18 protein-coding genes and 1 other annotated feature are annotated in these 22,516 nt (G+C 39.3%); of the genes, 12 read left to right on the plus strand and 6 right to left on the minus strand.

Annotation, left to right across the window (positions count from 1 at the left end):
• The first annotated feature begins 35 nt into the window (after positions 1–35).
• The 7 genes from BN988_RS00085 (at position 36) to BN988_RS00115 (ending at position 7,744) form a co-directional block, all read left to right on the plus strand.
• Positions 36–842 (plus strand): DUF1444 domain-containing protein, encoded by an 807-nt coding sequence (locus tag BN988_RS00085; RefSeq protein ID WP_036572034.1) that lies wholly within the window; start codon positions 36–38, stop codon positions 840–842.
• Positions 843–857: 15 nt separating this feature from the next.
• Positions 858–1,460, plus strand: a complete 603-nt coding sequence (gene ytpR, locus BN988_RS00090; RefSeq protein WP_036572036.1) for a YtpR family tRNA-binding protein — start codon at positions 858–860, stop codon at positions 1,458–1,460.
• A gap of 146 nt (positions 1,461–1,606) precedes the next feature.
• The gene (locus BN988_RS00095) at positions 1,607–3,883 is read left to right on the plus strand and encodes a DNA translocase FtsK (protein ID WP_036572038.1); all 2,277 of its coding nucleotides are present in this window, start codon (positions 1,607–1,609) and stop codon (positions 3,881–3,883) included.
• Positions 3,884–3,952: 69 nt separating this feature from the next.
• On the plus strand, positions 3,953–5,062 hold the full coding sequence (locus BN988_RS00100; protein WP_036572040.1) for a nicotinate phosphoribosyltransferase: 1,110 nt from the start codon (positions 3,953–3,955) through the stop codon (positions 5,060–5,062).
• 130 nt (positions 5,063–5,192) lie between these two features.
• On the plus strand, positions 5,193–6,497 hold the full coding sequence (gene murC, locus BN988_RS00105) for a UDP-N-acetylmuramate--L-alanine ligase (RefSeq protein WP_036572042.1): 1,305 nt from the start codon (positions 5,193–5,195) through the stop codon (positions 6,495–6,497).
• A 381-nt stretch (positions 6,498–6,878) separates the two neighbouring features.
• A complete protein-coding gene (locus BN988_RS00110; protein ID WP_036572044.1) occupies positions 6,879–7,283 on the plus strand; it encodes a DUF948 domain-containing protein in 405 nt (134 codons plus the stop codon).
• 29 nt (positions 7,284–7,312) lie between these two features.
• Entirely contained in the window at positions 7,313–7,744 is a 432-nt protein-coding gene (locus BN988_RS00115) for a YtxH domain-containing protein (RefSeq protein ID WP_036572047.1), read from the plus strand.
• A gap of 142 nt (positions 7,745–7,886) precedes the next feature.
• Here BN988_RS00115 and BN988_RS00120 read toward each other — a convergent pair whose 3' ends face one another.
• Positions 7,887–10,013, minus strand: a complete 2,127-nt coding sequence (locus BN988_RS00120; RefSeq protein ID WP_036576189.1) for a cell division protein FtsA — start codon at positions 10,011–10,013, stop codon at positions 7,887–7,889.
• A 133-nt stretch (positions 10,014–10,146) separates the two neighbouring features.
• On the opposite strand from BN988_RS00120, the gene BN988_RS00125 reads away from it, so the two are divergent.
• From BN988_RS00125 to motS, 4 genes are all read left to right on the plus strand, one after another.
• Complete coding sequence (locus BN988_RS00125; RefSeq protein WP_036572050.1) at positions 10,147–11,220, plus strand: bifunctional 3-deoxy-7-phosphoheptulonate synthase/chorismate mutase; 1,074 nt, start codon at positions 10,147–10,149, stop codon at positions 11,218–11,220.
• A gap of 140 nt (positions 11,221–11,360) precedes the next feature.
• Entirely contained in the window at positions 11,361–12,353 is a 993-nt protein-coding gene (gene ccpA, locus BN988_RS00130; protein ID WP_036572052.1) for a catabolite control protein A, read from the plus strand.
• A gap of 72 nt (positions 12,354–12,425) precedes the next feature.
• The gene (motP, locus tag BN988_RS00135) at positions 12,426–13,250 is read left to right on the plus strand and encodes a flagellar motor protein MotP (RefSeq protein WP_036572054.1); all 825 of its coding nucleotides are present in this window, start codon (positions 12,426–12,428) and stop codon (positions 13,248–13,250) included.
• The gene (gene motS / locus BN988_RS00140; RefSeq protein ID WP_036572056.1) at positions 13,240–14,022 is read left to right on the plus strand and encodes a flagellar motor protein MotS; all 783 of its coding nucleotides are present in this window, start codon (positions 13,240–13,242) and stop codon (positions 14,020–14,022) included. The genes motP and motS overlap by 11 nt, the downstream gene beginning before the upstream one ends.
• A 39-nt stretch (positions 14,023–14,061) precedes the next feature.
• On the opposite strand, the gene BN988_RS00145 is transcribed toward motS, so the two are convergent.
• The 4 genes from BN988_RS00145 to BN988_RS00160 form a co-directional block, all read right to left on the minus strand.
• Entirely contained in the window at positions 14,062–15,216 is a 1,155-nt protein-coding gene (locus BN988_RS00145; protein WP_036572058.1) for an acetoin utilization protein AcuC, read from the minus strand.
• Positions 15,213–15,866, minus strand: coding sequence for an acetoin utilization AcuB family protein (locus BN988_RS00150; protein ID WP_036572059.1), 654 nt, complete (start codon positions 15,864–15,866; stop codon positions 15,213–15,215). The genes BN988_RS00145 and BN988_RS00150 overlap by 4 nt, the downstream gene beginning before the upstream one ends.
• Positions 15,867–16,523: a GNAT family N-acetyltransferase gene (locus tag BN988_RS00155; RefSeq protein ID WP_036572061.1), complete on the minus strand. Its 657-nt coding sequence runs from the start codon at positions 16,521–16,523 to the stop codon at positions 15,867–15,869.
• A 400-nt stretch (positions 16,524–16,923) separates the two neighbouring features.
• Positions 16,924–19,914, minus strand: coding sequence for a transglycosylase domain-containing protein (locus BN988_RS00160; protein WP_036572062.1), 2,991 nt, complete (start codon positions 19,912–19,914; stop codon positions 16,924–16,926).
• Positions 19,915–20,032: 118 nt separating this feature from the next.
• Positions 20,033–20,247 (plus strand) — a binding site (T-box leader).
• 160 nt (positions 20,248–20,407) lie between these two features.
• On the opposite strand from BN988_RS00160, the gene tyrS reads away from it, so the two are divergent.
• Complete coding sequence (tyrS, locus tag BN988_RS00165) at positions 20,408–21,682, plus strand: tyrosine--tRNA ligase (protein WP_036576191.1); 1,275 nt, start codon at positions 20,408–20,410, stop codon at positions 21,680–21,682.
• Positions 21,683–21,804: 122 nt separating this feature from the next.
• Here tyrS and rpsD read toward each other — a convergent pair whose 3' ends face one another.
• Positions 21,805–22,407 carry a 30S ribosomal protein S4 gene (gene rpsD / locus BN988_RS00170; protein WP_036572064.1) on the minus strand — a complete coding sequence of 201 codons (603 nt, stop codon included), beginning with the start codon at positions 22,405–22,407 and terminating at the stop codon, positions 21,805–21,807.
• Positions 22,408–22,516 lie beyond the last annotated feature (109 nt).

The raw sequence follows: 22,516 nt of genomic DNA on the forward strand, positions 1-22,516 counted from the left end.
TTGATGGATGAAGTATGGACTAAGGAGGATGTAAGATGAAAATGACATCATTAAAATTAAAGCAAATTTTGCAGGAACGCTTGTCAGATACACGATATCACACATCCTACAATCGAGATAAGGACACATTTCGTGTGGAGTGGAAAGAATCAAGACAAGGTATAACCATAACATTACCTAACGTTGTTGCGAAATATAATCAGCGAGGCCAAGAAGCAATAGAAGAGCTCGTTGAACATATTACAGAGGCACTGCGGATTATGAACGAAGAACACCAATTGGCTGGAATGGAAAAAAATATTTTCCCTGTTATAAGGGCAACCTCTTTTCCTAATAAAACAAAGGCCAATAAAGAATTAATTAACAGGGAACATACTGCAGAAACCCGGGTCTACTATGCTTTGGATCTAGGCAAATCCTACCGCTTAATCGACAAGGATTTGCTTGAAAGCGAAGGATGGACCGAAGATAGGATTAATGAAATTGCTACGTTTAATTTACGTTCACTCGATTGTGATTATAATAAAGATACGGTAGCGGGCAATGATTTTTATTTTATTGCTAAACAAGATGGTTATGATGCAAGCAGAATACTTAATGAAGCATTTCTAGAAGAAATGAAAGCAAATATGAAGGGTGAAATGGCCGTAGCTGTACCTCACCAAGATGTTTTTATTATTGCTGATATCCAAAATAAGACCGGCTACGATATTTTGGCACAGATGAATATGAAATTCTTTGCAGAGGGAAGAATACCGATCACATCTCTACCCTTTATTTACGAAGACAAGCAGCTGGAACCAGTATTTATACTTGCAAAAAATAAACCAGAGAACAATTAGGGAAGGAAGAGTTAAATGGATGTATTTTATAACCCAGATGGTATTGGTGATGTACTTATCATTCCACTTAAAACAGGGGATCGTTACGAGCTAAAACATGATAAAGCAGGAGATATTACAAGAATTACGGATTCAGATGGAGCAATATTAGGCTACAACATATTTCAGGCTTCAAAGCACTTCACAAAGCTAACAAATGGAAAAAATACCATGACAGAAGCGTTGCTTGATGAGGTGAAGGAGTTATTTGCAGCAGAAAATGTAACGGACTCATTAGACTTTGACCTATCTCCGAAATTTGTTGTAGGTCATGTTTTAAGTAAAGAACCCCATGAAAATGCAGATAAATTAAGTGTCTGCCAAGTAGATGTAGGAAGTGAGACATTACAGATTGTCTGTGGTGCACCTAATATTGATAAAGATCAGTATGTTGTTGTTGCAAAGGTTGGCGCAACGATGCCAAGTGGTCTACAGATCAAACCGACAGAATTACGAGGTGTTCCTTCGAATGGTATGATATGTTCGCAAAAAGAGTTGGGTCTACCAAATGCACCGAAGGAAAAAGGGATATATGTCTTAGAGGAATCTTATACACCTGGGGATACGTTCACATTTTAATGGGAGCCAAAGTGTACTTACTATGGTATACCAAGCGAGAACAACCTTTGTTATTACATGGGTTGTTTTTATTTTGAGATCTACAATCCATATAAAACCTGTTAGAATGGTAATACACGACTTATGTATGAAATGAGTGATTAAAAATGTGGGATCAGTGGAAGAAAAAGATAAAAACACTCTTTGTTGAAGAGGAAGAGCAAGAACAACCAGAGCTAAAACAACAACACAAGCAAACACAGGATCTGCAGGCAAAGATGATGTACCAATATCCGAAAAAACCAGCTTTTCGGTTTCCTGTTATCCCAGATCAGCATGCAGATAATACTGATACTTCGACTTCTGTGGAACGAACAAGAGAAGTTCATGTAAAACCAAAACGAACAGTTAACAAAGAAGAAAAAACTTATCCAAATTATGGTAATAAAATTTACAAGAAAGAAATAGATACACCATTTAAACGTACAGAGGTGCCATCCCCTATATATGGGTTCCAGCAACGGAAAAAGAATAGTCATATCGAGGATGTTCCAGCGTTCAAGCGGAAAGAGGAGAGACATACAAACGAACTACCGATCTTGGATGAACGACAGGAAGTGGAGGATGTAACCAATACACCAAACCTTGTACATAAAGAGACCAGTGTTGAGAAAATGGCCGCTACTATCGAAGAGGTACAGCCTGTGGTTAAGGAACAAAGGGAGGAACCAGTAAAAGAACCGGCAGAGCAATCCTTTGCAAAAACGCACACAGAGACCAATGAAGGGCCTCAGGTAGGAACAAAAGAATCTTCGTCATATGAGAGAGAAAAGAGTAGCAGAAGCAATAGTACTGGTTCTGGAAACAGGACATCCGTCCAAGGCCCATTCAATGTCATTATGACACCAAGGGACAAGAAGCAATTATTTGAGAAACAAAAACAGCAAGAAAAGCTCGTGCAAACAAGCAGTTCGAATAATAATTCTTCTATTGTGACGAGACAAGCCGAAGAAGAGATTGTAGAAAACACAAAATCAATTCCAAATCATCTCCTAAATGATCCTGTTCAAAAGGATAATGCTGATCATATGTGGATAGAAGAACAGCAAGAATTACTGGAACAGACATTAAAGCACTTTAATGTCCGGGCGAAAGTGGTTAACGCAACACAAGGCCCTTCTGTAACACGATTTGAAGTCCAACCTGAGCTAGGCGTAAAGGTTAGTAAGGTGAAGAATCTAAGTGATGACTTAAAATTAAATATGGCTGCTAAAGACATTCGAATTGAGGCACCAATTCCTGGTAAAAATACCATTGGAATTGAGATCCCGAACCCTAACCCGCAAATGGTTGGTTTACAGGGGATATTTGAATCAGAAGCTTTTAAAGGCAGTGTCTCCCCTTTAACAATTGCACTGGGGTTAAGTATTGAAGGTCAGCCATTAATCACTAACATACAAAAGATGCCCCACGGGCTGATTGCAGGTGCGACGGGCTCTGGTAAAAGTGTTTGTATAAATACCATTTTAATCAGTCTTTTGTATAAAGCTAGTCATGAGGATGTTAAGTTTCTACTCATTGACCCGAAAATGGTAGAACTCGCACCATATAACGGTATTCCTCATCTTGTATCTCCTGTTATTACAGATGTAAAAGCAGCTACAGCTGCTCTGAAGTGGGCGGTTAGTGAAATGGAATCGCGCTATGAGCGATTTGTACAAGAGGGTGTCCGAGATCTTGAACGGTTTAACCAAAAGATATTAAAACAAGGTAGACCATCCGAGAAAATGCCATATATTGTCATCGTTATTGATGAGCTGGCAGATCTAATGATGATGTCACCACAGGATGTTGAAGAAGCAATTAGCCGTATTGCACAAAAGGCAAGGGCTTGTGGAATCCACCTACTTCTAGCGACACAACGACCTTCAGTAGATGTTATAACAGGTTTAATTAAAGCAAATATTCCCACCCGGATTGCATTCAGTGTATCCTCACAAGTAGATTCAAGGACCATTTTGGATACTGGAGGTGCTGATAAACTACTGGGTAAGGGAGATATGTTGTTTATCGAAAATGGAGCAGGTAAGAGTATTCGCCTACAAGGACCATTTGTTTCTGACGAAGAGATCGAGCGGGTTACAAGCTATGCCAGAGGGATTGCAGAGCCAAATTATTTGTTTGAGCAAGAACAGCTGCTCGAACAGATAGCAACAGATGACGAAGAGGATGAATTAATGGAGGACGCCATTGAATTTGTGTTGCATCAGAACAGTGCAAGCACTTCCCTTCTGCAACGCCATTTTAAGATTGGTTATAACCGTGCAGCGCGCTTAATAGATGCACTTGAAATGAAAGGGATTATTTCAGGGCAAAATGGGAGCAAGCCACGAGATGTTTTAGCAACGAAGGCACAAATAGAGGAATGGCAGCTGAACGATTAGCCTTGTTTCCCATATCTTTTTTCTATATGATAAGAGAAACAGATTATTAGATGTAAGGAGAAACAAATAATGAAGGAAATCTCGCAAAAATTAGAAGGGAAAATCAACCGGTTAACGAATAAGACATTTAAATTCGATGAACGTATTAGAGAAGGTTGGTTTTCCGCAGTATATTTTCTAAAAACAAAGGAAATAGCAGAAAACAAATTACCTGATAATAGTGTTACCATGCAATTTTTTCAGAAAGAGAGTGCTGTTTTATGTGGGACAGATGAAGCAATCGCATTGCTACACACTTTTGCCAAAAATCCCGAAACTCTAGAAATCCATTCGCTTAAAGATGGCGACAAAATTAGTCCTTTCGAGTCTGTATTAACAGTGACTGGAGCCTATCAGCAGTTCGGTTTCTTAGAGGGGATAATTGATGGAATATTGGCAAGAAGAACATCTGTCGCTACAAATGTATACAATGTCGTAAAAGCAGGCAGAACCTCCGGAAAGCAAAAGCCCGTCATCTTTATGGGGGATAGGGATGATCACTATACACAGCAGGCTGGAGATGGCTATGCTGCATTCATTGGCGGATCAACTGCACAGGCTACACACGCTATGAATGAATGGTGGGGGAAAGCAGGAATGGGAACAATGCCTCATGCCATGATCCAGATGTTCCGCGGCGATCTTGTTGCAGCTTCAAGAGCCTATCATGAAATGTACCCTGATGATGACCTTGTAGCACTTGTTGATTACAATAATGATGTTATAACAGATTCCTTAAAAGTTGCGCATGAATTCGGCAAGGATCTAAAAGGTGTACGCCTGGATACTTCGCGAACACTCGTAGATAAGTACTTCTTAAGGAATCATCATGTAATGGGAACCTTTGATCCTCGTGGCGTAAACCCTGAACTTATTTTTGCACTTAGAAAGGCACTGGATGATGAAGGGTTTGATTACGTAAAAATAATGGTTAGCGGTGGTTTCACCGAAGAACGAATCACCTCTTTTGAAAAAATCGGAGTGCCTGTTGATATGTATGGTGTTGGTGGTAGCTTACTTAAGATCAACATAGGGTTTACCGGTGACAACGTATTACTAAACGGTACACCTGAAGCAAAAGAAGGTAGGCGCTATCGACCGAATCCCCGACTTGAGAAGGTAGACTTTCTAAAATTGTAAGCTCAAGCTCATGGCGGCAACTTATTATTTAAATCCTTCTCTCATTTTGCTATAATAATAAAATAGGTGTAAAAATTTATCAGCTAATAGTTAAATAATCCTTTTTACGCACAATTTGGAGGTTCTTTTTATGACAACTTACCATTTTATTGGTATAAAGGGGACGGGAATGAGTGCTCTAGCTCAGATTCTTCACGATTCAGGTGAAAGAGTACAGGGCTCCGATGTGGAAAAACACTTTTTTACACAGGAAGCATTGGAGGAAAAGAACATTCCGATTCTCCCTTTTTCAGAAACGAACATTAAAGAAAATTTCACAATAATTGCAGGCAACGCTTTTTCTGATGACCATTCAGAAATAAAAGAAGCAAAAAGACAAGGTCTAACATTTTATAGGTATCATGAATTTCTTGGAGAATGGCTAAAACAATATACGAGTATCGCTGTCACGGGTGCACATGGTAAAACGTCGACTACAGGACTACTGGCACATGTCTTAAATGAAACGTTCCCTATATCCTATCTAATAGGCGATGGAACGGGCAAGGGACATGTTGACAGCCGTTATTTTGTTTTTGAAGCATGTGAATATCGCAGGCATTTTCTTAGTTATGAACCGGACTATGCAATTATGACAAACATTGATTTTGATCATCCGGATTATTTCACAAGCATTGATGATGTTTTTGAAGCATTTCAATCTATGGCAGACCAGGTGAAAAAAGGAATTATAGCCTGTGGAGATGACGAAGAGCTTCAGAAGATCCAAGCGAAGGTGCCGGTTGTTTATTATGGCTTCGCTGCTACTAATGATTTTCAAGCTCAGAATGTAGTGGAAAATGATGCAGGAACAACTTTTGATGTATTTGTGCGAAACACGTATTATAATACATTTACTATTCCAATGTACGGCAATCATAATGTCTTAAATGCGCTTTCTGTTATCGCGATTTGCCATTATGAAGAGGTTAAGGCAGAAGATATTAAAAAGATGGCGACATTCGAAGGTGTTAAACGCAGGTTTACGGAGAAAAAGGTAGCCAATCAGGTGTTAATTGATGATTATGCACATCATCCAAAAGAAATTACTGCAACGATTGACTCAGCAAGAAAGAAATATCCAAATAAAGAGGTCGTCGCTATTTTTCAACCTCATACATTTACGAGAACAAAAACATTTCTTGATGAATTTGCAGAAAGTCTTTCATTGGCAGACCATGTCTATTTATGTGACATATTTGGATCAGCCAGAGAAGAGGCAGGCAAGTTGACAGTGAATGACTTGCAACAGCGGATTGATGGAAGTGAAGTGTTACAGCTTGACCATACAGATGTTTTAATGGAGTATGATGATGCTGTGCTTGTTTTCATGGGTGCAGGAGACATACAAAAATTTCAAGAGGCTTATGAAGAAAAGAAAAACGTACGAAACTAATCAAGTAGAAAAGAATCTGTTATCAGGTTCTTTTTTTTTGAAAAAAATTGCAACCTCATCGTAATTTTTTATTTATGGATAAGTATGTTGTCTCTGTCGTCTGCTGTTGAGTGTGAGGTGTAACCGCGTATGTAAACACCATTCACCGCTTTTGTAAATATTATTTAAAGGGATTATTATATATATGTCGAATTAATAATAATAGAGGTAGTTTCACGAGCATGTTTAGTTCTTTTGTGTTAGGGTATTTATAAAAAAGGATTATTGTTGGTATAATTAATACGTATAAATTATACTTAAATGGCTTAATGGTTTGTCCTTTTTCATGCAAACAATGTCTAGTAGCCATACTATTGACAACAGAAGGAGTGATACTACAAAATGGAAATAATGCTTTATATTGCTGCATTGATTGTTGCGGTAGCGTTTGCAGTACTTGTTGTGTACGCAATTATGACATTGAAAGCAACAAAACAAACAATGGACAATGTTAAAGACTCACTGGATGGTTTGAACACCCAAATGAAGGGCATTACGGATGAGACCACCCAGCTCTTAACGAAAACAAACAGACTTGCTGATGATGTACAACAGAAGTCTTCGAAACTTAATGGAGTATTTGATGGAGCGAAGGGATTAGGAGAGACAGTGAGAGATTTTAATAACTCTCTAAGACAGCTGTCTGGCAGTATATCTCGCACAGCAAATCAAAATCCTGAAAAAGCAACACAGGCAGTTAAGTGGGCTTCAACACTGATGGAAGTATGGAAAAAGAAAAGTAAATAATAATAGTAAACATAAAAGGAGGATATCGCATGGCTGAAAATAACAACATAAATACAAAAGATTTTATTATTGGTACACTGATTGGAAGTATGGTGGGTGCAGCAGCAGCATTATTGCTTGCTCCTAAATCCGGTAAAGAATTAAGAAGTGATATTAATCAAGGGGCTGGGCAAGTAAAAGACCGTGCCAATGAATGGAAAGACACTGCCCAAGAGAAAAGTGTGGACTGGAAGGATAAAGCGTACACTACTGGTGCTGAGCTTAGACAAAAAGCAATGGATACAACATCGCAGTTATCCAAAAGCGCGTCAACAAAAACGAAAGAAATGACTAGCACAGTAAAGTCAAAGCTAAACCGAAAAAAATCTAAAGAAGATCAGGCACAACAGGCAGCTAATGATGTTGCCGAAGCAATAGAAGAGGCTACAGAAGAGTTAGAAGCAGCTAAGAATCAAGGATAGTCATCATATTATTTAAATTGAGAAGTATTTAAAAGTGATATAATAACAAATATGCCGAGCATTTATTCAAACCTCTTCGTTTGAATGATCGCTCGGCATTTTTCATGACATTTAAAATATAAGGTAAATCAAATAGTCCTAATTACCAGGTAATCCGAAGCTGGTCACCATGTTGAATCTCTGCGTCAAAGGAAGCGGGCACATCATTTATAAATAGTTTGAAGTCTCCACTTACTTTACTAATATCTATATCAATGTAACGAAAGATGTCTTGAAAAATAAAAGGCTCCACTTCTTTAGCTTTCATGCTTAAGTGATCCAGATTTTTCAATTCAGATTCAGGCAGAACAGTCTCTCCATCTCGTTTTACGGAGTAACAAGGGCTTTCTAATTCAATGTACTGCCCATTAAAGTAAACAGAAATGGTGTTTACAGCCTTTTTACCTAGCACGGTAAATAAATCGGATACAAGTGGGGTGCTAGCTGGTTCTATGGTCAGTTGATCGTTGTTATGAAGCACCTTGTCATCATTTACTTGATTATTGTTAACAAAAATTCTAGTTTCTCCTATCGAGAGCTTTACTTCCTCGTCATTTACATAAACCGAGAAAGAGCTGACCTGCTGTGATGCCTCTTTGCCAATATGCGGCAATAAATTTTTTACAGTTGTTTCATTTTCAAAGGTAATGTTATCTCGATCTTTAACAACATAGGTTTTAATTTGTTTTTTTCCATTTACGAAATAATTGGCATAACGTTTAATAGGTTGATTATTAAAATAGATTACTTTGGATGGAAGGTCTCCAATAAACTCTTCTAAAGTAATTAGAGCAGAGGAGCCATCTTCGCCTTTCTCTACCTGTACATTGTCGTTATTCAGTATAGTTTGTTCCACAGTTGCCTTAATGCCATTCACAGACAGTTGTGGTGCCTGTCCAAATTGCCCTGGTATTGTAATTTCCTTTCCATTAACGGTCGCCATAACAGCAGACCCAGGGCGACCATACATTTTTTGAATATCTATACCAGCCTGAATGAGGGCATCTCCAACGGTAAGTTGTTTCATTTCAAACATACGAACCTTTTGCTTATTTACATTAACCGTTACATAGTGAACTGGATTCTGTTTAGCGGCAATTGCGATACCAATAGGTGTCACAAAATCGGGGCCTTTTGGTAAAGTTTCCGATGAAACTAAATTTTGAATCGCATCAATTCCTCTAACTGCTACACGGTTCTCTGGTAATCTTAGTTTATCTGCTAATATTTTTGAAATCTCAGGTGTTAAACTACCACCACCTACCAACATGACGGCTTTCGGAGGAGTTGCATTTAAAAGTAGTATTTCTTCTGCTACTTTAGAGGCAAGGTATTCTACTTTATCGCGTATTTCTCCTACTAAGGCATCGTAGGTAATGGTTGTTTCGAATCCAAGAATATCAGCAACCATAGCTTCTCCATCATTGACAATATCTCGTTTTGTCTGTTCAGCCAAAGGAAAGTCCAGGAGATATGTATCACTAATGGCTTCTGTAATTTCATCTCCTGCCACTGGAACCATTCCGTAAGCAGCAACTGTGCCCGCATTTGTAATGGCGATATCACTAGTCCCAGCTCCAATATCAACTAAGGCTACATTAAGCCTTCTCATTGACTCAGGAACAAGAACATGAATAGCTGCTATTGGCTCTAAGGTAAGAGCGTCCATTTCAAGCGCTGCTCGTCCTAAGGCAGCCAATAGAGATTCAACTACGATTTTAGGAAGAAAAGTGGCAATAATTTCTACAGAAGCTTTCTCCCCGCTCTGATCAATCAGAGATCCAATTCTTTCCTCATCAATTTGATAGTGTAAAATGGAGTAGCCAACACAATAATAATTATGATAATTTTCTGCCTGCTCCTCTTGAGCGAGCTTGATTTGAGCAGCTTGTACGGCACTTAACTCCAAGTGTTTGATTGTTTCCTCTTCTACAATTGGCTGTTGATTCAGCTCGATCGTAGAGGTTGCCTGAGTTGTTTTCAAGGCTCTCCCTGCTGCTGCCACACAAACCTTATGCAAGCTTCCGTGTGTTTGTTCAAGCTTTTCTTTAACTTCTCGAATAATATCCGATACGGCTACCACATTATGTATTTGCCCATCTCGCATCGATCTTTCGGTATGTTCCTTTGTATAATAATCAATTACTTTAAATTTCGTTTCTTCTTTTTCTAAGATAATCCCTGTTACGGAGCGTGTTCCGATATCTAAAGCAAAAATACGATCGTCCATCATAAAATAACCCTTTCCCTCATAATCTGACTCTATTATAAACTTTTAGAAACTTTTTATCGACAAAGAAAAAGATATTAGCTATAATTGTCTCTAATTATTAAAAAACTGCAATCACAAGGGGAGTAGAAATATGAATGAAATGGATCAATTAAGAGAGCAAATGGACAGTGTGAATCTGGAAATCTTAAAGCTTATTAATCAACGAGCTGAGATTGTACAACAAATCGGTCAAATTAAGGCAAAGCAAAGTATGAACCGATTTGATCCAGTACGGGAAAGAGATATGCTGAATCAAATTACTAGCAAGAATGATGGACCATTTCAAAAAAGTACAATTGAACATATCTTTAAGGAGATATTTAAGGCGAGCCTTGAATTGCAGGAAGATGACCATAGTAAAGCATTACTAGTCTCAAGGAAGAAAAAGCCTGAGGATACAGTCATTGAAATTAATGGAGCGGCTATTGGGGACGGGAACACCCACTACGTGATGGGACCTTGTGCTGTAGAAAGCTATGATCAGGTAGATCAGGTTGCAGCAGCTGTTAAAAACAAAGGCATAAAGCTATTAAGAGGTGGCGCATTTAAACCACGTACATCTCCATATGATTTTCAGGGCCTTGGTATAGAAGGGTTACAAATCTTGAGAAAAGCTGCAGATAAGCATGGCTTAGCTGTTGTAAGTGAAATTGTAAATCCTGCACACCTTGAAGAAGCACTTGAATACTTAGATGTAGTTCAAATTGGAGCTCGTAACATGCAAAACTTTGAACTGTTAAAAGCAGCTGGTGACATAAATAAACCAGTTTTATTAAAACGAGGCTTGTCCGCTACGATTTCGGAATTCATTAATGCTGCAGAGTATATTATCTCTCGAGGAAATGGAAATATTATTCTATGTGAGCGTGGAATTCGGACATATGAAAAAGCAACACGAAATACGCTTGATATCTCAGCTGTTCCTATCCTGAAGCAGGAAACACACCTACCGGTTATGGTGGATGTGACCCATTCCACAGGGAGAAGAGACATCTTGTTACCTACAGCAAAAGCTGCAATCGCAATAGGGGCTGATGGTGTGATGGCAGAAGTTCATCCAGATCCTGCTGTAGCTTTATCTGATTCTGCTCAACAGATGGATATACCAATGTTTAATTCTTTTATGGATGATATTATAGATGTAGCAAATAAATTTAATCGATAATATAACAAATCCTTATGAATGTCGATTTAAAGGCTGAGCCATCACTTGATGATTCGGCCTTTAAATTTTTTGTAATTTTATTCATTGTAGAGTATGATAAAAAAATATAGGTTGTTTAGTTAAATAGGAGGTAAAGGAAATTGAATATTACAATATATGATGTAGCGAGAGAAGCTAATGTCTCCATGGCCACAGTATCTCGTGTAGTAAACGGGAATCCAAATGTGAAACCTACCACAAGGAAAAAAGTGCTTGCGACAATAGAACGTCTTGGCTACCGACCAAATGCTGTAGCAAGAGGACTAGCAAGTAAAAAAACAACTACTGTCGGGGCCATTATCCCCGATATTTCAAGTATCTTCTTTGCGGAGCTGGCTAGAGGAATAGAAGATATTGCCACCATGTATAAGTATAATATTATTTTGAGTAATTCCGACCAAAATAAAGATAAAGAATTAGGCTTAATCAATACCATGCTAGAGAAGCAGGTAGACGGGATTATTTTCATGGGTGGAGATATTTCGGAAGAGCATGTACAACAATTTAAAACATCCTCTGTACCAGTAGTATTGGCTGCTACCTATGATGAGAACGGCGAAATACCTTCCGTTAACATTAATTATGAAGAAGCGGCTTATGAAGCAACGAAATACTTGCTTGAACGGGACAGCCTACCTGCTTTTGTTTCTGGACAAGAAGATTCACATATTAATCTTCTTAAATACAATGGCTACAAAAAGGCATTGAAAGAAGCTTCTGTAGAGTTAGATGAATCGCTTGTTGTAAAAGGGGACTATTCCTATGACTCAGGTATTGATGCAGTTAACCAACTGCTTGAGTTGGACAAGACGCCAACCTCTATTTTTGTAGCTTCTGATGAAATGGCGCTTGGTGTCATCCATGGTGCGCAAGATAAAGGCTACAATGTGCCAGAAGATATAGAAGTCTTTGGGTTTGATAATACAAGACTATCTACAATGGTAAGGCCAACATTATCTACAATTGTTCAGCCGATGTATGATATCGGGGCTGTTGCAATGCGTCTCTTAACGAAATTTATGAACAAAGAAGAAGTAGATGATAAAAAAGTTGTGTTGCCACACCGAGTTGAAAAAAGAAACTCAACAAAGTAAAAAAGATGCCGATATAAAGAATAGAGAGAATCTTCATTCCCTTATTCCATTGTGACTTTGAGGAGAGAGAATATGAGAAAACGCGATATATTAACTCCTATCGGCATCACGTTAGGTTTTATCATGATCATGCTTGCCATAATGTCAAAAGGTGGTACCAGCGGCGCTACATTATTCTTGGATGTTTCATCCATCTTTATTGTAATCGGAGGTTTAGTTGCTTCCATGCTAATAAATTTTAAAATGGAGGAAATTAAACTCACTAGAAAAATTATTAGTGAGGCTTTTCACAAGAATGATCAGCGTCTCCCTGAGCTAATAGCGTTGTTTATCCGATTATCTGAGAGAGCCCGTCGTGAAGGCATACTTGCATTGGAAAATGAATTGGAAGATGTAGATGAGCCTTTTATTAAAAAAGGGGTCTTACTTGCAGTTGATGGGATGGAACCGGAAGTGATCAGCGATATTATGAACGCTGAAATCACGGCAACTGAGGACAGGCACTATAAAGGAAGAAATCTAATAGAAAAGGCTGGGGAGTATGCTCCGGCTTGGGGAATGATTGGTACATTAGTAGGGCTTGTACTGATGCTTAATAATTTACAGGACCCGGCCAGTCTCGGGCCTAGTATGGCAGTAGCTCTTCTAACAACTTTATATGGTACGGTCCTAGCGAATCTTGTATTCGTCCCCATGGCAAATAAATTAGAGAGCAAAACAGAAGAAGAAGTATTTATTAAACAGGTCATTATTGAAGGGGTTATGGGCGTTCAGTCTGGACAAAACCCACGCATTCTTGAAGAGAAACTATCTGCTTTTCTTTCCAGTGAGATTAAAAACCAACAGACATCGGTTGAAGATGAAGGTTTTGTAGGAGAGAGAGTTAATGAAGCGTAGGAATATAAGACGGAACAAAAACAAAGGTGCACCGAAATGGATGGTTACATATTCGGATATGGTGACCTTAATCCTTGTATTTTTTATCCTGTTATTTTCCATGTCGCAAATTGATTCGGTGAAATTTGAAGCAATCTCAGAATCCTTTCGAAATCGAATGATTTTTGATTTCTACCCATCCCCAGTTCCGATGGAAAATCCAACTGAGCATACAAGGGATGAGGAAAGTGGTAAGAATTCGAATGAATTTGAGAATCCAACACAACTGGAGAACAAAACAGATGATGACGATACAACACGACAGGATTCCTTGGACAACCTTATGGAAAATGTTGATCAATACTTAGATGAAAACGAGTTAAATAGTGTTATTTCAGCTACCCGTACGGATCAAGGGGTCGTACTGGTGTTGCAAGAAAGTATATTGTTTGATTCTGGTGAAGCGGAAATACTGGCAAGCGGAAAACCTTTTCTATCAAAAATTGCTTCCATGTTAGACAGTTTGCCAAATAATGTTAAAGTGGAAGGGCATACGGATGATAGGCCAATAGACAGCTTTAGGTATCCTTCCAATTGGGAACTGTCAGGAGCTAGAGCAAGCAGTGTCATACGTTATATGATAGAAGAAAATAAGTTCGATGAATCACGTTTTTCTTCAGTAGGGTATGGAGATACGAGACCACTAGTTGAAAATACTTCGGAAGAAAACTGGGCAAAAAACCGACGTGTCGAGATTGTTATATTAGAAGAAAGCCAGGGAGATGATGAGTAAACGCCATCTCCCTGGCTTTTTGTTAGGAAGGAAATTAGGTCACATAATTTTTTTTGTGTATTTTAACATGCTTTGTAATAGCTTCTCATTTTTTTCTGTTATTTCTGCTCTTCGGGGTATGGAAACAATCTCCTTTTCATCCTGCCAATACGCTGGAAGGGAAGTAGGCGCCTCCTTTTCCCACTGCTTCAACCAGGTAGTAGGGATCTTCCCTGTAAGGGCGCTGCCTTCATACATAATGTTCCAGAGTTGGCCCCATGCCCTTGGGACAACTCGCCAGATATCATATCCACCGCCACCTAGTGCAATCCATCTGCCACCACAATATTCGTGCGCGATTTCATGCGCAATTTTGGGGATATACTCAAAACTTCTCATCGTACTACATAAATGAGTTAATGGATCATAGCAATGCGCATCTGCACCGTTCTGTGTGATAATAATATCAGGCTTGAAAAAATCGGCAACTTCTTTGATAGCGCTGTCATAAACGGAAATAAATGAATCGTCCTCTGTAAATGCATCTAGTGGTAAATTAAAGGTATATCCATGGCCTTGTTTGAGTCCACGCTCATTTACATTTCCGGTCCCCGGGAAAAGGTATCTACCTGTTTCATGGATAGATAGGGTGCAGACATTCGGGTCATCATAGAAGGCCCATTGTACTCCGTCTCCGTGGTGCGCATCCGTATCCACATATAACACCTTTAAATCATACTTTTCCCTGAGGTATTTTATTGCCACTGCTCCATCGTTATAAATACAGAAACCAGCTGCTTTTCGTTTAAATCCATGATGAAGTCCACCTCCCAAGTGGAGTGCATGCATAGTCTGCTCTTCCATAACAGCATCGACCGCTGTCAGTGTACCGCCTACTACATAACTTGCAGCCTCATGCATATTCGGAAATATAGGTGTATCCTCCGTGCCCAGTCCAAATTGTGTAGCCTCACTTTCTGTTAACTGGGACTTACTCGCCTTTTTAATAGCTTGAATGTAAGCTACATCATGAAAAAGTGCGAGTTCGTCCTCTGTTGCTATCCGAGGAGCTAGCACTGCCTCTGCAGATAATTGACCTGTTGCCTCTAATAGCTCCTTTGTAAGCAATACACGTTTTTGGTTAAACGGATGATCTTTATTAAAGTGATAGTTTAACGTATTTTCTGAGAAGACGAACGCTGCGGAACATTTCATTGTTTTGGCCCCGGAATATTATTTGGCCACATTAGATCATACCCCGCATCTCTTAAATCCTGAATAATAGGGAGAGGATTCATCGTCTGGATCCGGAAAACAAGTATTTTGTAGGCGGGATCATCTTTATACGGATACACTAATACAGAAACAATATTTACTTTCCTTTTACCAAATATAGATGTAACTTCAGGAAGGATCCCTGGCCTATGCGGCACTCTTACTTCAATATGAGAGGAAGGCACATTCGTACCGGTAAGCTGAATCAATGTCTGAAGCATGTCCTTTTCTGTGACAATGCCAACAAGCCTATTATCCTTTCTCACAACAGGGAGGCAAGCAAATTCTTCATCATAAAAAATTCGAGCTATTTCTTCCACAAAATCAAGCGGATGAACGGTAACGACGGGACTACTCATAATGGTGTGAAGCTCATTTTTTAATTCTTCTGCCACTGTGTTATTTTTAAATATAGACGGAGAAGCATCGCGGATATCCCTATCAGAGATAATTCCTATTACATCTTTATTCTTCTCTACAATTGGGATATGTCGAATACGATTTAGTTGTAAGATGTGCAATGCTTTTTCAATCGTATCTGTTGGTGATAAAGTAATCACGTCTCGATTCATAATTTCTTCTACTAGCATTTAAAGCCCCTCCCTCATATTGCGGTATTGATGTCGCTGTAAGAAGCGCAGCTTATCAAAAGTCGTGACGGAATCATTAGTGACTTCTTTGCCAATTCTAACCATTAAGCAATTTGCTGGATGTGAAATGATTTCTGGATCATCGGTTGGAGCGGGGAGGAGGCCACCAGTAGCCATCATCTTCTCCATCACTTTCCGGTAGTCCCAAATGCTTAGTTTCGTTCCATCCAAATCCCAGTGCCAATAATACTCAGTCGAAATAATAATATAATTCTCCATATAGTCATCCATCATGGAGACTTGCAATAAACCTGAGGCTAATTTGGCTCCCCGATAGGAGGGAACTACTTCAATTGCGCCAAGTTCCATAAGTTCTTCCATCTTGAACTCGGACCAGCGTTCCAGCGGATCAGGGTGCAAATAAGTCACATAACCAATTATTGTATCTTCGGTTCGGGCAACTATAATTCTTCCTTCAGGGAAATCGGCTATACTGCGTAGTGCTTCAAATTGTTTTGGAGCGGGTCTGAATGCAGTCAGGTGTTCATGAAAATGGAAGTTTCCAAGTTCTTCACTGGACAGGGGACCTTCAATTGTTATACTGTCTCCATTATTACTTTCACGGCATAATGCTTGATAAGTTTTTGTATGTTCCAACTTTTTCACCACCTAATCTGTAAAACTAATACGCTTACATTCATTATACTAGATTACCGAACATTTATCCCGCCTCAACTGGCAGTAAAACCCCCACTTCAAGAATTTGGGAAGCAATCAAGCGTTCTAAGTGAGGGGAGGTAGGGAAAACCCACCAAATGAAGTTTCACTTTATTTAGTAATAAATGTGAAAAGGGTGAAACTTATCCTTTTTCAAAGTGTAGGACGCTGGGAAAAGGATCTATGGATAATCTTCCTTGTGATCTTCATTCACAATTATGCGTATTTCTCTACATAAAAAAAGTCGAGCGAACTCAAAACTCACCATGGAGTTTCAAAAGATCGCTCGACTTGTTCGTTTGCTAGGAAACTATAGCCAAGATATTACGAATAAGACGCGTTATTGTTCGTCCTCGCTATCATCTTGGTTATTTTCCTCATCTTGACTGCTTTCTTCATCTTGACTATTTTCTTCTTTTTCTTCTTCTTGGTCGTTATTGCTTTCTTCTTGTTGTTTATCTTCTTTTTTGCTTTCGTTATTTTCATCTGCTGTTTTTTTCTCATTATCGGTTTCCTTGTTTGAGTCAGGTGTTTCGGGCTCTGGCTCAGACGTATTACCAACCATTATTTCTTTTGAGGCAGCGGATTCTCTGCCGAAATAGTCAACAGCTTTTACGTGATAGATAGCATTATTGTTTCCGATGGTATAACTTGTTTCGGTCGTACTTCCTACAAGGCTAAATTTACCACCAGCCTTCGTAGCGCGATATACCCTGTATCCTACCACGTCATTGCTGCCTGATTTCTTCCAAGTTAATTTGCTTCCAGATTTGCTTAAGGATGTTGGTGCAGAGGGGTCTTTCCCGTCATCCTCAATGGCATCTCCTATTTCTGCTCCAGCTCCAGGTACACCAATCCTCTTCCACTTTTCTGTTTCTGTTCTAGGGTACAGTTGGGTAAGATCCGGTAGCTTATCATACCCGTTTCGTTTAAGAAACTCAGGGCTAAACATAAGACCATCTCCTGTTACAAACTCATCAGGAGTATTTGCACCTGCAACTACTGCCTTACCATTCACAATAACAGAGCTTCCGCTCACTAAGCTGTCATCCGTTTCAGTTGGTACATATTTCGCATTAAATAAATCTGATTTTACTAGTCCAGCTTTCTCGCATAATTCAGAAGGAAGCATTCCTGAAATCGCACAATAGCTTCGTTGGACAATACCGTCCGGACGTTTGAATGTTTCACTTGGTGTCACTAGCTCTGGATTAATTGCGGCAGCACTATTGATCAGCTCAGCCCATAATTTAAGGTTACGGTGACTATAATTTGTGCTCGCATTATTAATAGGACGATTGTTGTCATATCCAATCCATGTGCCAAAGGTAACGTTTGGATTTGTTGCAACGAACCAGGCATCATGATAATTATTTGACGTACCGGTTTTACCTGCCCAATCTACACTTCCATTTGATAGCTGTGGTCTCAGGTAACCAGCTGTTCCAGAACTAATAACATCTCGCATCATATCAATCGTTAAATACGTTGTTTGCGGACTGAACACTTCTACTGGCTCCGCTTTATGTTCATAGACAACATCGCCGTCTTGATTTGTTATCTTTTCAATCATATACGCGTCAGCGAATTTTCCGTTATTACCAAAGGTAGTAAATGCATTAATATTTTCTTCGAGGGTTAGTTCTGCTACACCTATTGATAGGGAAGCAATACCATACAGATCTTCGCTTATTGAAGTAATACCCATTTTCTCAAGGTACTTTTCTGCAGGATTAATATCCATAATACGAGAATAAATATCTGCTGCAGGCACATTATATGAGTTCTGTAAAGCCGTTCTAGCAGAGACGATTCCATGATAACCACCACCGTAGTTACCTGGTTCTCCATAATTCCAGCCACCTGATATCTGTTTCTTCACGTCAGCGACTGGGCTACCTGGTTGTATTACTCCTTCTTCCATCGCTGGGGCATAATCTAATAATGGCTTCATCGTACTACCATTTGAACGAACAACATTGTCGGAAATATAATTAATATTGTTATTTTCGTCATATCCTCGACCACCGACAAAGCTAATGATTCTACCGGTACTGTTTTCAATGAGCATTCCACCAGTTTGGACTCTCTCTTGTACTTCTTCTGTTTCGCCAGTTTCACTATTTGTCTCTGTAACGGTCACAGTTGGACCATAGTTATCATAGTTTGTCGCAACTTCTTGAAAAGCTTCATAGATGTCCTTATCAATGGTTGTATGAATATTGTAGCCGTTTTTCCGTAAGTCTCTTTCAGCCTTCACTTCATAGTCTTCCTTCAAAGCACTATCCTTCTCGAGATCATCTTTCGTGTAACCATCTTTCTCGGCTAGTTGATACATAATAACTTCTGTGGCCTTTTTTTCTACTTCAAAAGTTAAGTACGGATATTTCTCCACAGGGGAAGGGGAAGCTTCTTTAAAATCAGCCACAATATCATAATTGATGCTTTCATCATATTCTGCTTTTGTTATGTAGCTGGATTCGAGCATCCGGTTAAGCACTGTTTTCATTCGATTAATTCCCCGCTGTAAACCGTCCTCGTCTTTTAGATCTCCTCCGTTAAGAAAAGGAGTATAAGCGGATGGACTTTGTGGGAGCCCCGCAAGATATGCAGCTTGTGCAATATTGACGTCTTTTGCATCCACGCCAAATATTCCCTGTGCCGCTGTTTGTACACCGGCAATGTTGTTTCCGGAAGCGTCTCTACCATAAGGGACAATATTTAAGTATGCTTCAAGAATTTCATCCTTTTCAAAAAAGCGTTCCAGCCGTAAAGCAAGTAATATTTCTTTTGCTTTTCTTTCAAACGACACTTCGTTGGTTAGGATTTGGTTTTTAATCAGTTGCTGTGTAAGGGTACTACCACCTGTTTTTACTTCGGAATTTGTTACTTCCTGTAAAACTGCGCGCAGAATAGCCTTTGGCACAACACCATGGTGCTCTTCAAAGTTCTCATCTTCTGTTGCAATTACTGCATCCAGTAAGACTGGTGAGATGTTTTCTAGGGTGACTTCTTCTCTGTGTAAGTCAGACTGGACGTCGCCGAAATATTTGTCATCAGCAAAGTACAGCTTAGACGTTTCTTCATAGTTGTAAATGTCCTGTTGCATCGTTTCATAGGAGAGAACAGGCTCATCTTTTACCAATGAAGCAAAATATCCAGCCCCTACGCCGCCAGCAAAAAACATGCCAATAAAGCCAATTATTAAGAAAAACAGTAATACATTCCATCCTACGTCATAGGAAATCCGGGAGGAACGCTGAACCTTTCCAGATTTCCAGATTGATTTTAGCTTTTCCATATATTGATGAAACCGTTGTTTCCAATTCATCGCAAAACCTCCTAAAATACCTTTCTTATTATAGCATAATAATAGAATGGGGAGGAAAGATTTTCGGTTCGGTAATTGCTTTTTTAAATCAAATATGGTATAGATAAATACTATAAGATAATTTGTGTTGAAGGAACGAAGTAGTCGAGTAAATCCCTATTCTAGAGAACCGGCGGGTGGTGAAAGCCGGGATATATTTACTGACGAATTACATTCCGGAGCAATTTCGATCGTTTTGAGCGTTCGGAACGGTGGCAACATCGTTAACAATCCGAAGTGGCAGATTTTAAATTTGCAACAAGGGTGGTACCGCGTGTTAAACTCGTCCCTTTTTTATAGGGAGGGGTTTTTTTATTTTCCGCGCTAGAAAGTAATGACAAGGAAGTTAAAATTTTGAAGTCCCAAGTATAAGAAAAACGCACACATTCGTTTTAGGATGAGCGAAGGTGAGTTTTTTAATTTAGATTAAAAATGGAGTGTGAAGAGAATGGATATGGATATCTTACAGGACCTTGAAACAAGGGGACTAATACATCAGACAACGGATCGTGAGGCACTTGAAAAGCAATTGCAAGAAAAACAGGTAACATTGTACTGTGGGTTTGATCCGACAGCAGACAGTCTGCATATAGGACATTTGCTACCAATTACAATGCTAAAACGTTTCCAGAAAGCAGGACATCGCCCGATTGCCCTTGTTGGTGGAGGGACAGGAATGATTGGTGACCCAAGCGGAAGAACAAGTGAACGCTCTCTTAACGAGAGTGAGGTCGTTAAAGGGTATAGTGAAAAAATTAAGCAACAAATTGCCGGATTACTTGATTTCGATAAGGGCGAAAATCCAGTCGTCGCTAGAAACAACCATGACTGGCTTTCAAGCATGACAGTAATTGATTTTCTTCGTGATGCTGGGAAGCATTTTGGGATCAATTATATGCTCGCAAAGGAATCCGTTTCTGCACGTATCGAACAAGGGATCACATTTACAGAGTTTAGTTATATGATCTTGCAATCTCTTGACTTCCTAAAGCTTTACGAGCAAGAAAATTGTACATTACAAATTGGTGGTAGTGATCAGTGGGGGAACATTACCGCTGGTATGGAGCTAATTCGTAGGTCAAGAGAAAACCAGGAAGAAGAAATAAAAGTATTCGGCTTAACTGTACCACTTATCACAAAAGCCGATGGTACCAAGTTCGGGAAAACTGCTGGTGGAGCAATTTGGCTTGATCCAGAGAAAACCTCTCCTTATGAGTTTTACCAGTTCTGGTTAAATACAGACGACAGGGATGTTATCAAATTCCTTCGTTACTTTACTTTCATTTCAGAACAAGAGATGGAGCAGTTGGAAAAAGAGGTTAGTGATCAACCGGAAAAAAGGGAAGCACAGAAACGTTTAGCTGAAAAAATGACAGTTATTGTTCATAGTGAAGAAGCATTGGAACAGGCGAAGAAAATTTCTGCATCTTTATTCAGTGGTGATCTGAAAGACCTCTCTGGTGTTGAAATTAAGCAGGGATTCAAGGATGTTCCAACACATGAGCGTGCAAAAGAAGAAGTTGGGCTAATAGACTTATTGGTTGAGGCAAAAATCTCTTCTTCTAAAAGACAAGCGAGAGAAGATATCCAAAATGGTGCCATTTATGTGAATGGGGAAAGAGTGCAAGACTTGCAACATATTATTGGCCAGGAGGACCGAATCGAAGATGAATTTACCATTATTCGAAGAGGGAAGAAGAAATACACGTTGATTCGTTACGGCTCTTAATGAGTAGAACGTGAAAGACGGGAGTTGCTGCTGGATGCAACTCCCGTCTTTTACTAAAGATTAATAGAAAAAAGCCTGAAATACTTGTTAACAAGCATTTCAGGCTTTTCTTTAAGAAACGATTAACGAGAGTAGAATTCAACGATAAGTGCTTCGTTGATTTCAGCTGGAAGTTCAGAACGCTCAGGGTAGCGAGTGTACGTACCTTCCATTTTGTCAGTGTCAATTGTTACATATTCAGGTACGAAGTTGTTTACTTCCACAGCCTCTTTAACGATATCGAGGTTTTTGGATTTTTCACGTAAACCAACTACTTGACCTGGTTTTAGACGGTATGATGGAATGTCAACGCGTCCGCCATCTACTGTAACGTGACCATGGTTTACAAGCTGACGAGCTTGTCTGCGAGTACGGGCAAGACCCATACGATAAACGATGTTATCTAGGCGAGAATCAAGAAGGATCATGAAGTTTTCACCATGAATACCTTTCATTTTCCCAGCTTTATCAAACAAGGTACGGAATTGACGTTCGTTCAATCCATACATGAAGCGAAGTTTTTGCTTCTCTTGTAATTGTAAGCCATATTCAGAGACTTTTCTGCGTTGGTTTGGTCCATGTTGACCAGGAGCGTAAGGACGTTTATCTAGTTCCTTACCAGTTCCAGTTAATGAAATGCCAAGACGACGTGATTTTTTCCATACTGATCCAGTAAAACGAGCCATAAGACATTTCCTCCTTTTTATTTTATTTGCATAAAATAAGCGAGCGTGTTCCTATACGTTGTCCATTATGTTTTCATGTACCATCGCTCCAGCAGCTAAGAGTTACGCG

This window comes from Oceanobacillus picturae (assembly GCF_000612865.1).
Taxonomy (GTDB): domain Bacteria; phylum Bacillota; class Bacilli; order Bacillales; family Amphibacillaceae; genus Oceanobacillus_B; species Oceanobacillus_B jordanicus.

What these genes read in the sequence shown, in the direction of transcription:
- BN988_RS00125 (WP_036572050.1), top strand. Translation starts at nt 10,147, where the DNA reads ATGAATGAAATGGATCAATTAAGAGAGCAAATGGACAGTGTGAATCTG.
- BN988_RS00120 (WP_036576189.1), bottom strand. Translation starts at nt 10,013, where the DNA reads ATGGACGATCGTATTTTTGCTTTAGATATCGGAACACGCTCCGTAACA.
- motS (WP_036572056.1), top strand. Translation starts at nt 13,240, where the DNA reads ATGAAGCGTAGGAATATAAGACGGAACAAAAACAAAGGTGCACCGAAA.
- BN988_RS00160 (WP_036572062.1), bottom strand. Translation starts at nt 19,914, where the DNA reads ATGAATTGGAAACAACGGTTTCATCAATATATGGAAAAGCTAAAATCA.
- BN988_RS00100 (WP_036572040.1), top strand. Translation starts at nt 3,953, where the DNA reads ATGAAGGAAATCTCGCAAAAATTAGAAGGGAAAATCAACCGGTTAACG.
- tyrS (WP_036576191.1), top strand. Translation starts at nt 20,408, where the DNA reads ATGGATATCTTACAGGACCTTGAAACAAGGGGACTAATACATCAGACA.
- motP (WP_036572054.1), top strand. Translation starts at nt 12,426, where the DNA reads ATGAGAAAACGCGATATATTAACTCCTATCGGCATCACGTTAGGTTTT.
- BN988_RS00150 (WP_036572059.1), bottom strand. Translation starts at nt 15,866, where the DNA reads ATGCTAGTAGAAGAAATTATGAATCGAGACGTGATTACTTTATCACCA.
- BN988_RS00145 (WP_036572058.1), bottom strand. Translation starts at nt 15,216, where the DNA reads ATGAAATGTTCCGCAGCGTTCGTCTTCTCAGAAAATACGTTAAACTAT.
- ytpR (WP_036572036.1), top strand. Translation starts at nt 858, where the DNA reads ATGGATGTATTTTATAACCCAGATGGTATTGGTGATGTACTTATCATT.
- BN988_RS00085 (WP_036572034.1), top strand. Translation starts at nt 36, where the DNA reads ATGAAAATGACATCATTAAAATTAAAGCAAATTTTGCAGGAACGCTTG.
- murC (WP_036572042.1), top strand. Translation starts at nt 5,193, where the DNA reads ATGACAACTTACCATTTTATTGGTATAAAGGGGACGGGAATGAGTGCT.
- BN988_RS00115 (WP_036572047.1), top strand. Translation starts at nt 7,313, where the DNA reads ATGGCTGAAAATAACAACATAAATACAAAAGATTTTATTATTGGTACA.
- BN988_RS00110 (WP_036572044.1), top strand. Translation starts at nt 6,879, where the DNA reads ATGGAAATAATGCTTTATATTGCTGCATTGATTGTTGCGGTAGCGTTT.
- BN988_RS00095 (WP_036572038.1), top strand. Translation starts at nt 1,607, where the DNA reads ATGTGGGATCAGTGGAAGAAAAAGATAAAAACACTCTTTGTTGAAGAG.
- rpsD (WP_036572064.1), bottom strand. Translation starts at nt 22,407, where the DNA reads ATGGCTCGTTTTACTGGATCAGTATGGAAAAAATCACGTCGTCTTGGC.